The organism is Bilifractor sp. LCP21S3_F8 (assembly GCF_052117805.1).
Taxonomy (GTDB): Bacteria; Bacillota; Clostridia; order Lachnospirales; family Lachnospiraceae; genus Bilifractor.
Window position 1 is genome coordinate 88,825 of sequence record NZ_JBQKIK010000004.1, and the last position, 13,723, is coordinate 102,547.

The window sequence follows — 13,723 nt, forward strand, 5'->3', positions numbered from 1 at the left end:
TGAGGAGTAAAGAAAAAATTGAGTGCTTTTTCATACGCATATACCTGTGAATCAATCTTTGTAACGATTCCGGAGATTGAGAAAACTGGAGGTTATCGAGATAGTGAGTGAATCGTTATTATTTTTAGTATTTCCCATCAAAACGGGGGAAACAGATGGGGACAAATCTGCTGATATCAGTATATTTAAATCATAAGACGGAAGCGCGCATACGACTGATTAAAGATTCTGAATCTATTATACACGAGGAATGAAAAATGTGGAAGGAGGTATTGCAATGAAACGGAAGAGAAAATATTTACAAAATGGTTGTGCTATCCTGGTGGCTGGTATTCTGATTCTCTCGACAATGATTCTTGCCGGCTGCGGCGGAAAAAATATGAAGGGAAGCAAATATCTGGGGAAGTGGAATGCTGTCTCAGCCGAAATGTCGGGGATGGAATTTGCCGTGTCGGATTTCATGGATGAATTTTCTTTCGTATTTAAAGAAGATGGGACCTGCGAGGCACATATCGATGATGAAGTAGAGAAAGGAAAGTGGGAGGAGACAGAGACCGGGGTAAAAATTAAAGACTCCACGGACACGATGGACTTAACCGATAAGGATGGAGACCTGTATATTGAATATGAGGGAGTCAGCTTTCATTTTGAAAAAGAGGGGAGTGAAGGCGTCAGCTCAGGCTCATCGTCAAAATCGGTAAGCGAAATAGCAACGGAGAGCACCTCTTCTCAAAGTGTGACCGCAGCAGACAGCACTTCTGCCGGTGTGTCAGGGCCGCAATCAGAGGCAGACGGCAGCCGGGATACAAGCGGTACACATCTGGAAATGAAGCTCTGGGATATCTATTATCCGGAAGGGTGGACAGAGAACGAAGATTACAAGGGAGACAGCGAGACCAGCAGCTATGGACGGCTGGATTATAAGCAGGGGGATACTGTTCTGGCGGCTGTGAATATTTCTGCGACAGTAGAAGACTGCAACGATTATCGGGATTTTCTCCATACGTCCGGTATTGACGCACACGCGCTGGCAGTCGATAAGACCGTGGAGCAGAAGAACATCGGCGGGGTTCCCTGTGTTTTCTCTGAAACGACGAGCTGGGGCGAACCGGTTCTGACCTATATGGGGAGAGATGTTGGTTCCGGAACCACGGTAAAGGTAAGTATATCCGGTGAATATTCCGATCCTGCGGTGGAGAAGCTGATAAGCAACCTGGCATTTCATCTGAAGGATACCGGAAATGAGGATTATCCCTGGCCGTGGGAGGGAGAGGCCTTCACTACGGATCATGAGCATTCCAAGATGATCGCGGATACTACGATAACCTCTGTATGGGTTCCGGTTGAGGAACCGCTTCTGGCGCATGACATTTTCAGCGGAAGAATGGCTACGGTTGGTGACAGAGTGTTTATATTACTGGATAATGTTTTGTATGAATACACACTGGGAGACTCACTGACACTGAAGAATACCATGAAGCTGGAGGATGATTATGAAGAACTTTCCGCTGACCAGAACGGAAATCTGTACCTGACAGGCTTTATGTCTCCGATGCTTACGGTAAAAGATGGTCAGATCATTGCGGCAAACGACGATATTGACAAGGCGGTTATACACAGCAGCGGAACCTGGGGTCTTTCCTGGTTTTTCGGGTCAGAACCGGAGAAAGTAGTCTTTGACGGAAATAAGGCCTCGAAAGAAGCATGGTCCGGTTTTTCCAACGAGAGTATCAATACTGTGAGCCTGAGTGAAAATCACATCTTCATTGCAGGCGAGGATCCGGATACGCAGAATGAAGCCATCTGGGTTTTGAACACCGAAGGAAATCAACAGATGGAGCTTGGAAACCAGGAATTTGGAGGAGAACAGTCTCTGGGCAGTATTACAGATATCCAGGAGACGGAAAAAGGATTTATCGGTCTGGATGGAAATATGCGGAACCTGTTATTCTGGAAGAGCGACGGCAGTTTTCTGGGATCGGCAGAGGACAGTGAGCTTTTCGGAACTAACTATCCCTGGATCAGTACAGCTGCAAGACTGTCAGACGGCACCGTGCTTGTAGGTATGACGGAGGACAGAGCGGACAATTCCGCGACAGAGTTTATCGTTTACAGAGTCAGTGGATTCTGAGAGAGGAAAGATTTATGAGGTATGAAATAAAAGGCGGAAGTCTTCCTGTGGTAGAGTGTTATCTTCAGGCCGGAGAGTCTATGATGACAGAGAGCGGAAGCATGAGCTGGATGAGTCCGAATATGAAAATGGAAACGACTTCCGGCGGAGGGATCAAGAAAATGTTTGGAAGAATGTTTTCTGGTGAAAACATCTTTCAGAATCGTTATACGGCGCAGAATGGAGAAGGTATGATTGCCTTTGCGTCCAGCTTTCCAGGATCTATCAATGCAATTGAGATTTCACCGGGTAAAAGCGTAATCGTGCAGAAAAAGGCATATCTTGCCGCACAGGAAAGTGTGGAGCTGTCTATGTACTTCCAGAAAAGCCTTGGCAAAGGTCTCTTTGGGGGAGAAGGTTTTGTCATGCAGAAGCTTTCCGGACAGGGAATCGCATTTATTGAGATCGACGGTTTCGGCTGTGAATACATCCTGCAGGAAGGACAGGAAATGATTGTAGATACCGGTTATCTTGCAGCCATGGATGAAAGCTGCAGTATGGAAGTGGTGACGGTACCCGGCGTGAAAAATATGCTGCTGGGAGGAGAGGGCGTCTTTAATACGGTGGTCCGCGGTCCGGGCAAAATTATCCTTCAGACCATGCCCATTTCCAATGTCGCAGCACTGCTGGCACCGTATTTTGATAAAAAGTCGTGACAACGAGATAAAACGCGACATTTCGCGGTGTCCGTATAAAGGAAATGCCCTGTCCGGAATCGTTAAACGAAGCGATTCCGGACAGGGCATTAAAAATTATCTCTTTATATCAATGCGCTTTGTATTCAGGCACTTCGTATCCATGCGGCTCACATCAATGCGCATCATGGTATTGATCAGCATAGCTATGTTCTGTATGTCTATAACCTGAGTAGTCTTTTTCGGAGCAGATTAAAGATCCCTTGCTATCTCGTTAAGGATTTTCCTGTCGCAGTGAAACGGGGCGAGTGCCATCTTGGATTCCTGGAGCTCATCGACGGCACGGGAGAGAACATCATCACTTACGGTGAGCTGCTCACTTACTTCAGAATAAAATTCGCGCCAGTCGTCGAGATCCTTGAATCCGGCGAGGGAGAGAGCCTTATCTCGGAGATCCTTATCTGCGTGAGACAGATAGCCGGCCTCAAAATATCCGCATGCCTGTCCGTGAGGGATACCGGCGTTTAAGGTGAGCGCATAGGAAAGACCGTGAGGAATTGTGGTCCCGACCTGGGCGATCGACATTCCTCCCAGGACAGATGCGGTCATTAGGTTCGAAAAATCCCTGTCGGACGCCCGGACCATTCCGGAGAGAATATCTCTGTTCAATGACCATGCCTTCAGGCCGGCTTCCGCCGTCATGTTGCTGTAGGTGTCAGAGTGTGCGTTGATCAGGCTCTCCCACAGATGAGCCAGCGCATCGACAGCGGTATTTCTCAGTACGGATAGAGGAAGCGATTTGAGATATCCCGGATCAGCAAGGCCAAGCGACGGAAAAATCTTGTATGGAATGGAGCCCTTGGTATTGGTCTTATGGTTCGTAAGGACAGATACTGCCGTGACCTCTGAACCGGTTCCGCATGTGGTGGGAACTTCGATGACGGGAATGGTATCGACAGGGTTTCCTTTTTCGTAGAGATAGTCGATTCCCTTGTCGTGGTTTTTGATCATCAGCGCTGCGGCCTTTGCCGCGTCAAGCGAGGAGCCGCCGCCGATGCCGATACAGAGATCGGCGCCGAAATCTACGGCCTGATCCCGGATTTTCATCACGGTATCTGTCGAAGGATTCTGCTCAACACCGTCAAAAAGTGTGAAGGGGATTCCGGAATCATTGAGAACACCTTCAACATCTGAGAGCGATCCGTTCTTCTTGGAAGAGCTGCCGCCGGTAACGAGGACAGCCCTGCTGCCCAGCGAGGCTATTTCTGATGCGTGATTCTTTACGCAATTCACTTCCTGATAAAGCTTTACGGGCATATAAAATTTCATGGAAAACACCTCCTTTTTTAAGATAAACAATCCGTAATATTGACATGAATATCAGAGAGAAAGGTCATGACTGTCACCTTTTTCGTTAGAAGATTCTAGCAGTTTACGTGCATGTTCTTCCTCATCGGCGGTAACGGCGAGATGATAGAGCATCTCGTTTCGCGGCCGGACTGCCGGCTTTATCCCGCTCCAGTCCGCGGGCCGCATCTGTGCCCCGCACCCTCCGACGGGCATGGGTTCGGAAGCCCAAGTCTTTATGCGCAGCCCGGCATTTTTTAAACGATCCTCGGCTCTGTTAATCTCATCCTTATTTCTTGAATCTAGTATGGTTATCCACCTTTTCAATTTAAACATAGTTTGTACTCCTTTTTTCCATTATACGTTGCTACGGTTGGGGTAACAAGTATTAATGACGGAGCACGAACAATAAATGAATATTGATCTGATTGGTGGATTTGCGGCATTATGCTGGAGAAATAAAAAAGCATCACTAAAGATAATGGACTGTGGAATCTTTTTTGCATGGGACATAAATGTAAACGCTTACATTATATGAAGGGCGACAAAGGCTGTTAAACAGTCAAAACAACCAAAAGAATGGCATATAATTGTAGGACATGCATAAATATTTGGCGAAACAACAAATATATATTGACGTATGTATAAAAATAATTATAATGAAAAATATGAAAGCGCTTACATTTCGTTTATGCTATTAATAGTACGTAGGTTACAATAGAACACATTGGCATCCGTTAATGCTGTCTGCGGGAGATTCGGTGTAATTCCGGCGTTGCGCCGGTGTTGGATGTATGAGGAGGGTTAATAATGGAATATGTTATTGGTATTCTGCTGTTGGTTTCATTTTTCGGGCTGGTGGTTTACGCAGTTCGTGGTGGAAACCTTATGATGGGTATTTTTGTCATGGCGATCATTTGGACAGTACTTCCTATGTTGGGTAATCAGTTTGTCACCAACCCAGATTTTATTGCAGCCAACAAGGATATCCTCCATCGGTCCTGGAAGGATGCTCTGACATTGGTATTCCAGAGCGGTCCGGAAGGATGGGGTGCGACTCTTGTCAATGTTGTTTTCGGTGCTTGGTTTGGACGTGTTCTTATGAAAACGGGTATCGCATCGACGCTGATCAAAAGTGTAACAGAGCTTGGCGGAGATAAGCCGCAGATAACGTGCATTCTTCTCTGTATCGTAACGACGGCATGTTTCTCATCAATTTTCGGAGCGGGAGCCGTTGTTGCAATTGGTGTTATCGTTCTTCCGATTTTTCTTTCTCTTGGGATTCCGAAAGTGCTGGCAACTGTCGCTTTTATGATGAGCGTCGGTGCAGGTATGTATGTGAATCCGGTTCTTTATCAGCAGTACTCAGCGTTCTTCCTTGGTGATGATGGAAAAACGACATATTCCTATGAAATGCACACAAGCTGGGGCATTTACGCATTACTGATACAAATGGCTGTTGTTGTAATCATGGTTCTTATCCTTACCAGAAGGAAAAAGGTTCATACCTGGGGTGCGACGACACCGGATGAAGTAAGAGCTCGAAGGGGTGAGAACGCTCCTGGTATTTCGTTGATCACACCGGTTCTTCCGGTTCTGCTCCTGATTATTTTCAAAATTCCGATTATCCTCGGATTTGTTATCGGAAGCTTTTACGCTATGATTACATGCAAAAAGATCAAGGGATGGTCTCAGTTGTGCCGTATGATCAATAAAGATTTCTTCGACGGTGTTGTCGATACAGCTCCGCTTGTCGGATTTTTACTGATTCTTCCGATGTTTAATAAATCTGCGGAACTCTGTGTGCCCTATTTTAATGCTCTGCTCGGAAACATAATACCAAATAATACACTGATCATCAGTATTGTTTTTGCGATTCTTTCTCCGCTGGGTCTGTTCCGTGGCCCGCTCACTCTGTTCGGATGTGGAGCCGCAACGCTCGGAATACTGAAAGGCCTTGGTTTCTCAACTGCATATTTGGCACCGCTGATGGTTATTCCAAGTACAGGGATGAATGTTTCCTGTTGTATCACACAGTCCTGGATCGTATGGGGGGTTAATTACACGAAGGTTACGACAAGGGATTTCCTTAAGGTGAGTGCGGTTGCGGGATGGATCGTCTGCGCGGTACTGCAGATCATGGTTTACTTTATGTTTGGTTAACAAGCGGGAGGATTAGGATGAGCAGAAAAGTAAGAATGGGTATTGATGTTGGCGGAACCCATACAAAGGCAGTCGCAATTGATAATGATACACAGGAGATTATCGGAAAAGCAACAGTAAAAACAACCCACGACGATAAAAAAGGTGTTTCCTCCGGCGTTGTTTTGGCGTTTAAAAAATGCATGAAAGAAAACAACATTAAACCCGAGGATGTTGTGTTTGTTGCTCATAGTACGACACAGGCAACGAATGCGCTTATTGAAGGTGACGTAACAAAGGTTGGCATTATAAGCACTTCTCTGGGAGGGGTTGAAGGACTAATGGCCAGGGCACAGACCTATCTGAAAGATATCGACCTTGGTTCCGGAAAAAAGATTGAGATTTGTAGTGAATATATTCCAAATAAAAAATTTACACCGGAAAATGTCCGAACAGCGGCAAAACACCTGAAAGAAAAAGGAGCAAAGGTATTCGTCGCAAGCTGTGCGTTTGGAGTAGATGACTCGGTTGCAGAACAGAACATAGAGGAGATCACGAAAGGTGAGATGGGTATGGAGACAACCGTCGCTTCGGATATCACGAAACTTTACGGGTTGACACGGCGTACGAGAACAGCTGCTATTAATGCTAGTATCCTGCCCAAAATGCTCAATACAGCAAACGACACGGAGAACAGTGTGCGTGAGGCTGGCGTTAAGGTTCCGCTTATGATTATGCGGGGCGACGGCGGTGTCATGGAGATCAATGAGATGAAGAAAAGACCGGTGTTGACTATGCTCTCTGGTCCGGCAGCTTCTGTCATGGGATCCTTGATGTATCTTCGAGCTTCTAATGGGGTGTATTTTGAGGTCGGCGGTACAACGACAAATATCGGTGTCATCAAGGATGGACGGCCCGCGATCGACTATTCCATTGTCGGCGGACATCGCACATATATATCATCTCTGGATGTTCGTGTCCTTGGTGTGGCAGGAGGATCGATGATCCGTCTGAGTAAAAATCGTGTTGAAGATGTCGGACCAAGGTCCGCACATATCGCAGGGCTTGATTATTCCGCATTTACGCCGGAAGAAGAGATTATAGATCCCAAACTTGAACTCTTTTCTCCGAAGGAAAGCGATCCGTCAGATTATGTAGCAATCCGCCTAAAGAACGGAAAGCGGATTACAATTACCAATACTTGTGCTGCCAATGTGCTCGGACTTGTCACAGAGAAGGATTATTCCTACGGAAATGTCGCTTCTTGCCGGAAAGCGATGCAGCCGGTTGCCGATTACCTTGGTACGACGGTTGAGGATGTCGCAGAGCAGATTCTGACAAGAGCATATGAGAAAATCAGTCCGATCATTTTGGAACTCGCGGCTAAATACAAGCTTGAACATGATCAGATTTCTCTAGTCGGTGTCGGCGGAGGAGCGACGTCTCTGATCGGGTTTATTTCCAAAAAAATGGATATCCATTATAGTGTGCCGGAGAATGCGGAGGTTATTTCCTCGATCGGTGTAGCACTGGCGATGGTAAGAGATGTCGTGGAGAGAGTAGTTCCGAACCCGACGGCAGGTGATATCCGTGTAATTAAGAGAGAAGCGATTGAAAAAGCCGTTGAGAGCGGTGCAGCGCCGGAGACGGTCGAGGTGCACATTGAAATTGATTCTCAGACGTCTAAGTTGACCGCTATTGCGACTGGGTCTACAGAGGTCAAGACACAGGATCTTATGGCTGCGTGCACAGAAGAAGAAGCTGTGGGGATTGCAGCGAAGGATATGAGATGCAGCAAAGAGGATGTCATGATGGCTGCACAGATTCGAAATTTCTGGGTATTCCAGCATAGGGATGAGAAAGGACATGTTCTGATACGGATTATTGATAAGAAAGGATTTATCCGTGTACAGCGCGCAGACGGTGATGCACAGATTTGTAAGGCATCAGGCTATCGGAATGTTGTGTCTGCTTTTTGGGAAAGCCTTGCAGTTTACACAGCAGATGCTATTTTGAGACCAGATTTTTACATTTGTGCAGGTGGCCGTGTGATGGATTTTACAGGTACAGATCTCGATCAGGTCCTGATGTTGATGGAAGTTGAAATGCAATCTTTTGAAGGTGATGATGACATCATCGTGGTCGGTGCAAAAGCGCAGATATAATCCATGAAAAAAATAATCAGTTTCATTCATACGTATCGAAATAAAGAACAAGAACAGACGGTTTATCCGATCCGCGAAATGATCAGCGTGCTTGTGCAACTGACGGATGAGCAGTGGGGAGAATATGCCTTTTACCATGAGCCGCTTGAGAGAAAATTTGACGCGGAAGCGCGAAAACATTATATTGCAGAAGCGAATACCTGTGGACGGAAAGAGGCGGGGGTGCTGAAAGCGGAATTAGAGCAGTATGGAATTCTGGCTCTGATAAAAAAACATGGCTTCAATATGGAATTTCCGGACATGCCGAATGGCGGAGGACATGTGATATTTGCTCAATTTACCGAACCGGATAAGATTACAGTTTTCAGAGACTGCACAAAAAAGGCTGCGGCACTTATCCAGAATGAGCATCTGGAAGGGCTTTTGAAGGGAAAAGATCTGGAGAAGATTCTTCTCGCCCATGAATTCTTTCACGCTATGGAATATCAGAAAAGAGAATCTATTTATACGATGACCGAGACAATTGAATTGTTGAAAAGACCGTTTTCAAACCGGTCACGGATTGTTGCATTGAGTGAGATGGCTGCGATGGCCTTTGCAAAAGAATTACTCGATCTGCCATATAGCCCGTATGTTCTGGATGTGCTTCTTATTTATGGTTATAACAAAAAGGCTGCATCGGCTTTATATGAGGAAATGTTGGAAGCGGCCGGGATCAAGGAGAGAAAAAATGCTGACAACGACGATTGATATTGCTGAGAAATATGATTACCTGTCAGAGCGCTTTCAGAAAGCTTTTGATTTTCTGAAAAATACGGATTTCAGCAGGCTGTTGGAAGGGGTGATTCCAATTGACGGGGACTATGTGTTTGCACAGGTTCAGGTCTATGAAACAAAGCCTGCAGAGGAGTGCCGGTTTGAAGCACACAGAAAATACTTTGATATTCAGTTTATGGCGGATGGTGAGGAGTACATGGGATTTTACCCTCTGAAATACCTGGAGGAAGATACATCCTATGATGATAAGAATGATCTGCAGTTTTATCATATGCCGAAGGATTATGGCAGGATTTTGCTTCGGACAGGTGATTTTGCTGTCGTATCACCGGACGATGGGCATATGCCGAGAAGTATCTGCAGCATGAGGCAGAAGGTGAAGAAAATTGTGGTAAAAGTAGCTGTTGACTGAGAATTCCGGACGCCGGATTTCTTGAAAAAATTTTCAGGATTATGTATCATGGGGATCGATGAAACAGCAAACTGTTTCCGGAAAATGAGGATCCATACACATGAACATTTATGATATTGCGCAGCAAGCCGGCGTTTCAATTGCAACAGTTTCGAGAGTCCTAAACAACAAAGGAAATGTAAGCGAAAAAACACAAAAGAAAATTCAGGATGTTTTAGACAGGAATGATTATCAGCCGAACGCCATAGCAAGAGGGCTCGTGGCCGGTTCCATGAAAACGGTTGCCATTCTGACGGTTGATGTCCGAGTACCACATTATGCCATGACTTCCTACGTCATGGAGGAAATGATGTCAAAACTGGGATATATGGTTCTGCTCTGCAACACAGGGGAGCGACCGGAAGGATGGAAGAAGTACCTTACACAGCTTGCTGAACGGCATGTAGATGGTATTGTGCTTACTGGATCGATTTATGAAAGGCTGACCATAGACGATATTCCGAAGAACATCCAGAATATTCCAATCGTCATGGCGAATGGGTATCTCGATAGGCCGGGATTCTATTCGGTTCTTGTTGACGAGGGAAGAGGGATGGCTTTGGCTGCGGAGCATCTTCATAACCGAGGGAAGCGGAAGATTGCATTTGTTCGAGATCTTGATACCGAATCCGCAGACCGAAAGCTGAAGGGCTTTCTGGACGAGATGAAGATTCTTGGTGTGGCGCATCCAGAAAAAGATGTCTTTCATACGAAGTATGGTATGGAGGGAGGCCAGCATGCTGCGGCAGAAATCGCCGCAAAGGGTTATGACGGAATTGTCTTTGGCGAAGACCTTACTGCCGTCGGCGCGGTTCATGAACTGGTTAACCACGGTATAAAGGTGCCGGAACAAATCGCTGTGACGGGTTGCAATAATTCCGAATATGCTACGGTATGCAATCCGATGCTTACAAGTGTTGACAATAAAGGAAAAGTACTCTCTGAACTGACAGTAAAACTGTTAATTGATCTGCTGACGGGAAATGAAGAAAAAGCTTCTATTATGGTAATCCCGGAGCTCGTCGTAAGAGAGACCTCCTGAGGCGCTGCTGTACAAGCTGATACAGCCCGGTAACGCCAATTGCCTATATAGATGTTTTCAGACTTCCGTCAGTTCCGCAATCTTGCATTGGAGGAAATTATGGCGGAAGTTATTTTATTTGGAGAACCGATGGCAATGTTTGTAGCGCAGAGTGAGGGCGATCTTGCAGACGTTGAAAATTTTGTAAAGCTGCTTGCCGGGGCGGAGGTTAATGTGGCGATCGGCCTGAAACGTCTGGGGCACAGTGTTTCTTATGTTACGAAGCTCGGAAAGGATCCGTTCGGACGTTATATTGAGAAAAAACTGAGAAAAGAAGGGATCAATCCAGATATTTCGTATGATTCGGAGCACTGGACCGGGTTCCAGATGAAAAGCAAGGTGTCAAAGGGAGATCCCAAAGTGGTGTATTTCCGTAAAAACAGTGCAGCATCTCACATTACAACCGAGGACATTGAAAAAGTAAATCTGGAGGATGCAAAAGTGCTGCACGTCACAGGGATCCCGCCGGCACTTTCGGCAGATTGTAGAAAGGCTACATACCGGCTGATCGAGCGGGCGCGTGAAAATGGAATGAAGATTAGCTTCGATCCGAATTTACGGCCTTCTCTGTGGGAAAATGAAGAGACCATGATACAGGTGGTCAACGATCTTGCCTTCCGGGCAGATCTTGTTCTTCCTGGTACAGGAGAGGGTAAAATGCTGATGGGCAGCAGCGATCCTTCTGCAATTGCGGATTTTTATTTAAAAAATGGGGCCAAAACCGTAATCGTGAAGGACGGACCGAGGGGCGCTTATGTGGCAACTGGGGACAGGGCATTCATCCGCCCGGGATATCATGTCGCAGAAGTGGTAGACACGGTCGGTGCCGGTGACGGATTTGCCGTTGGTGTGCTGAGCGGTTGTCTTGAAGGGCTTTCTCTTGAGGAAATAGCAGATCGGGGGAATGCAATCGGGGCCATTCAGGTTTCGGTACAGAGTGATAACGAGGGGCTTCCGACCAGAGATGAGCTGTCAGAATTTCAGGAGGGTAATCGGAAATGAAACTTCAGATCGCGATTGATCGGATGACGATCAATGATGCAGAAGAGATGATTCAAAGCATAACCCGGTATGCGGATATTGTGGAAGTCGGGACTTCACTCATTAAGGATTATGGATTGTCCGGCAGTGTTGGCTATTTCAAAAAGGAGCTTCCGGAACAGGTGATTCTCGCCGATATCAAGACCTGTGATGAAGGAGAATACGAATTCCGGAAATGCTATGAGGCCGGAGCTGATTTGGCGACTGTTATGGGGTTTTCAAGCGATGCAACTATTGATGCCTGCAGAAAACAAGCGAGAATATTTGGGAAAAAATATGTTATTGATATGATGGGGGTTGACGAGAACCGTGTATTAGAACTTCAAAGCTGTTTTCCAGATGCGGTGTTCGGCGTCCATCTTCCATCTGACAGCCATGGCCAGGGGCTGGATGATCTCGTGCGGAATATGTGCGGGCAGTTCCCGGACGGAATCGAAATTTCAGCAGCGGGCGGAATAAAACCAGAATCAGTCCCGGTTTTGAAGGAAAACAATGTGGACATTGTTGTTGTCGGAAGTGCAGTTACAAAGGCTGAAGATCCTAGGACAGCGGCTGCGGTGTTTGCGGATCTGATTAGAGTATGAGATTTGGGAGGAACAGGTATGACAGAGACATTGCGTCAGATTATGGATGAGATCGAAGAAACCATCGATCAGGTAAAAGAAGTGGAGCTTCAGGCGTTTATGGATAATATCCGTAAGGGGCATAGGATTTTCGTTGACGGAGAAGGCCGCTCTGGATTCTCTGCGAGAGGTTTCGCTATGCGGCTGATGCACATAGGATATGAGGTGTTTTTTGTCGGTGAGACTATAACACCGGCAATGGGAGAAGGAGACGTTTTCATCGGTGTCTCCGGCTCCGGTGCAAGCGCTGTCGTTTTGAATGATGCCCAAAAGGCAAAGGACCATGGTTGTACTATTCTTGCGGTCACGAGTAAAAAAGACTCCCCGCTTGCAGCAGCAGCAGAAACAACTTTGATTATTCCGGGAACGGTCAAGGGTGATTCCGGAAATGCAAGAAAATCAATTCAGCTGCTCAGTTCTCTTTTTGACCAGAGTCTTCATATTACGTTGGATGCAGTTTGCCTTATGCTGAGCCGCAGGGATCACACATCGAATGAGGAGGCAACGCATGTACACTGGTGATCAATATTTTGAAGAGACAGAAATTGAGATGGTAGAAAAATTCCATCGGTTTCGGGCGATTCCGGTCATTACATCGAGCGAACCGGGAAGAGCGGAAAGACTGGCGGATGTTCTTGCCGAGGAGGGCTTCCCGGTTGCGGAAGTGACGTTTCGTGCAGGCAGAGCTGATGAGATGATCGCAAGGATGTTAAAGAAAAGGCCAGATTTTATGGCTGGCGCGGGGACCGTTCTTACAGTGGATCAGGCGGAACTGGCGAGAAGAGCAGGCGCCAGGTTTGTTGTATCTCCAGGCTTCAATAATAAAGTAGGGGAGTATTGTAAGGCGGCAGGAATTCCATACATCCCGGGTATTGCGACGGCTACTGAGCTGCAGAAGGCATTTGAAATGGGCTATCGGGCAGTTAAAATTTTTCCGGCAGGAGTATTAGGAGGCCTGCCGATGATCCGCGCGTTGAGTGCACCGTATCCGGACATGGCATTCATGCCGACGGGAGGTGTAACGCAGGTAAATATGCGTGAATATCTTGATTATGAAAAGGTTTTTGCTGTCGGTGGAAGCTGGATGGTTCCGCAGAAAGAGCTGGATGATGGTGATTTCGAGGCAATCCGCTCAAAGTTAAGAGAGACTGCAAAGGTAATTGGCAAGACAGAATAAAACAGGATTTTCTGAAGGAGCGTCAGTCAGTGGCATAGTTGTCACGAAGCTGGCGCTTTTTTGTACTGTGCGGAAAATCAAGAAGAGGGTATCTTTCAGAAAGGCTGTTTGAAA

At 46.5% G+C, this 13,723-nt stretch carries 14 protein-coding genes; 12 read left to right on the forward strand and 2 right to left on the reverse strand.

The window, feature by feature from the left end:
• Positions 1 to 277 precede the first annotated feature (277 nt).
• Complete coding sequence (locus tag ACTQ3A_RS03360) at positions 278 to 2,131, forward strand: hypothetical protein (RefSeq protein ID WP_441494036.1); 1,854 nt, start codon at positions 278 to 280, stop codon at positions 2,129 to 2,131.
• Positions 2,132 to 2,145: 14 nt separating this feature from the next.
• Positions 2,146 to 2,826 carry a TIGR00266 family protein gene (locus tag ACTQ3A_RS03365; protein WP_441494037.1) on the forward strand — a complete coding sequence of 227 codons (681 nt, stop codon included), beginning with the start codon at positions 2,146 to 2,148 and terminating at the stop codon, positions 2,824 to 2,826.
• A gap of 231 nt (positions 2,827 to 3,057) precedes the next feature.
• Here the strand turns inward: ACTQ3A_RS03365 and ACTQ3A_RS03370 are convergent, their stop codons facing one another.
• Together ACTQ3A_RS03370 and ACTQ3A_RS03375 are read right to left on the reverse strand one after the other, a co-directional pair.
• Positions 3,058 to 4,134, reverse strand: coding sequence for an iron-containing alcohol dehydrogenase family protein (locus tag ACTQ3A_RS03370; RefSeq protein WP_441494038.1), 1,077 nt, complete (start codon positions 4,132 to 4,134; stop codon positions 3,058 to 3,060).
• Between the two features lie 51 nt (positions 4,135 to 4,185).
• A complete protein-coding gene (locus ACTQ3A_RS03375; RefSeq protein WP_441494039.1) occupies positions 4,186 to 4,488 on the reverse strand; it encodes a hypothetical protein in 303 nt (100 codons plus the stop codon).
• A gap of 76 nt (positions 4,489 to 4,564) precedes the next feature.
• Between ACTQ3A_RS03375 and ACTQ3A_RS03380 the strand changes: the two genes are divergently transcribed.
• From ACTQ3A_RS03380 to ACTQ3A_RS03425, 10 genes are all read left to right on the forward strand, one after another.
• On the forward strand, positions 4,565 to 4,690 hold the full coding sequence (locus ACTQ3A_RS03380; RefSeq protein WP_441494040.1) for a hypothetical protein: 126 nt from the start codon (positions 4,565 to 4,567) through the stop codon (positions 4,688 to 4,690).
• A 272-nt stretch (positions 4,691 to 4,962) separates the two neighbouring features.
• Positions 4,963 to 6,315, forward strand: a complete 1,353-nt coding sequence (locus ACTQ3A_RS03385) for a citrate transporter (RefSeq protein ID WP_441494041.1) — start codon at positions 4,963 to 4,965, stop codon at positions 6,313 to 6,315.
• Positions 6,316 to 6,332: 17 nt separating this feature from the next.
• Positions 6,333 to 8,459 carry a hydantoinase/oxoprolinase family protein gene (locus ACTQ3A_RS03390; protein ID WP_441494042.1) on the forward strand — a complete coding sequence of 709 codons (2,127 nt, stop codon included), beginning with the start codon at positions 6,333 to 6,335 and terminating at the stop codon, positions 8,457 to 8,459.
• Positions 8,460 to 8,462: 3 nt separating this feature from the next.
• Positions 8,463 to 9,209 carry a hypothetical protein gene (locus tag ACTQ3A_RS03395; RefSeq protein WP_441494043.1) on the forward strand — a complete coding sequence of 249 codons (747 nt, stop codon included), beginning with the start codon at positions 8,463 to 8,465 and terminating at the stop codon, positions 9,207 to 9,209.
• Positions 9,190 to 9,648 carry a YhcH/YjgK/YiaL family protein gene (locus tag ACTQ3A_RS03400; RefSeq protein ID WP_441494044.1) on the forward strand — a complete coding sequence of 153 codons (459 nt, stop codon included), beginning with the start codon at positions 9,190 to 9,192 and terminating at the stop codon, positions 9,646 to 9,648. Before ACTQ3A_RS03395 ends, ACTQ3A_RS03400 begins: the two co-directional genes overlap by 20 nt.
• Before the next feature lie 100 nt (positions 9,649 to 9,748).
• Positions 9,749 to 10,729: a LacI family DNA-binding transcriptional regulator gene (locus ACTQ3A_RS03405; protein ID WP_441494045.1), complete on the forward strand. Its 981-nt coding sequence runs from the start codon at positions 9,749 to 9,751 to the stop codon at positions 10,727 to 10,729.
• 99 nt (positions 10,730 to 10,828) lie between these two features.
• Positions 10,829 to 11,770, forward strand: coding sequence for a sugar kinase (locus ACTQ3A_RS03410; RefSeq protein WP_441494046.1), 942 nt, complete (start codon positions 10,829 to 10,831; stop codon positions 11,768 to 11,770).
• A complete protein-coding gene (locus ACTQ3A_RS03415) occupies positions 11,767 to 12,393 on the forward strand; it encodes an orotidine 5'-phosphate decarboxylase / HUMPS family protein (RefSeq protein WP_441494047.1) in 627 nt (208 codons plus the stop codon). Before ACTQ3A_RS03410 ends, ACTQ3A_RS03415 begins: the two co-directional genes overlap by 4 nt.
• Before the next feature lie 18 nt (positions 12,394 to 12,411).
• Positions 12,412 to 12,954 (forward strand): 6-phospho-3-hexuloisomerase, encoded by a 543-nt coding sequence (gene hxlB / locus ACTQ3A_RS03420; RefSeq protein WP_441494048.1) that lies wholly within the window; start codon positions 12,412 to 12,414, stop codon positions 12,952 to 12,954.
• A complete protein-coding gene (locus tag ACTQ3A_RS03425; protein WP_441494049.1) occupies positions 12,941 to 13,609 on the forward strand; it encodes a bifunctional 4-hydroxy-2-oxoglutarate aldolase/2-dehydro-3-deoxy-phosphogluconate aldolase in 669 nt (222 codons plus the stop codon). The genes hxlB and ACTQ3A_RS03425 overlap by 14 nt, the downstream gene beginning before the upstream one ends.
• Positions 13,610 to 13,723 lie beyond the last annotated feature (114 nt).

Excerpts from the sequence above, each read along its gene's own strand:
- ACTQ3A_RS03360 (WP_441494036.1), top strand. The coding sequence starts at position 278 with ATGAAACGGAAGAGAAAATATTTACAAAATGGTTGTGCTATCCTGGTG.
- ACTQ3A_RS03365 (WP_441494037.1), top strand. The coding sequence starts at position 2,146 with ATGAGGTATGAAATAAAAGGCGGAAGTCTTCCTGTGGTAGAGTGTTAT.
- ACTQ3A_RS03370 (WP_441494038.1), bottom strand. The coding sequence starts at position 4,134 with ATGAAATTTTATATGCCCGTAAAGCTTTATCAGGAAGTGAATTGCGTA.
- ACTQ3A_RS03375 (WP_441494039.1), bottom strand. The coding sequence starts at position 4,488 with ATGTTTAAATTGAAAAGGTGGATAACCATACTAGATTCAAGAAATAAG.
- ACTQ3A_RS03380 (WP_441494040.1), top strand. The coding sequence starts at position 4,565 with ATGAATATTGATCTGATTGGTGGATTTGCGGCATTATGCTGGAGAAAT.
- ACTQ3A_RS03385 (WP_441494041.1), top strand. The coding sequence starts at position 4,963 with ATGGAATATGTTATTGGTATTCTGCTGTTGGTTTCATTTTTCGGGCTG.
- ACTQ3A_RS03390 (WP_441494042.1), top strand. The coding sequence starts at position 6,333 with ATGAGCAGAAAAGTAAGAATGGGTATTGATGTTGGCGGAACCCATACA.
- ACTQ3A_RS03395 (WP_441494043.1), top strand. The coding sequence starts at position 8,463 with ATGAAAAAAATAATCAGTTTCATTCATACGTATCGAAATAAAGAACAA.
- ACTQ3A_RS03400 (WP_441494044.1), top strand. The coding sequence starts at position 9,190 with ATGCTGACAACGACGATTGATATTGCTGAGAAATATGATTACCTGTCA.
- ACTQ3A_RS03405 (WP_441494045.1), top strand. The coding sequence starts at position 9,749 with ATGAACATTTATGATATTGCGCAGCAAGCCGGCGTTTCAATTGCAACA.
- ACTQ3A_RS03410 (WP_441494046.1), top strand. The coding sequence starts at position 10,829 with ATGGCGGAAGTTATTTTATTTGGAGAACCGATGGCAATGTTTGTAGCG.
- ACTQ3A_RS03415 (WP_441494047.1), top strand. The coding sequence starts at position 11,767 with ATGAAACTTCAGATCGCGATTGATCGGATGACGATCAATGATGCAGAA.
- hxlB (WP_441494048.1), top strand. The coding sequence starts at position 12,412 with ATGACAGAGACATTGCGTCAGATTATGGATGAGATCGAAGAAACCATC.
- ACTQ3A_RS03425 (WP_441494049.1), top strand. The coding sequence starts at position 12,941 with ATGTACACTGGTGATCAATATTTTGAAGAGACAGAAATTGAGATGGTA.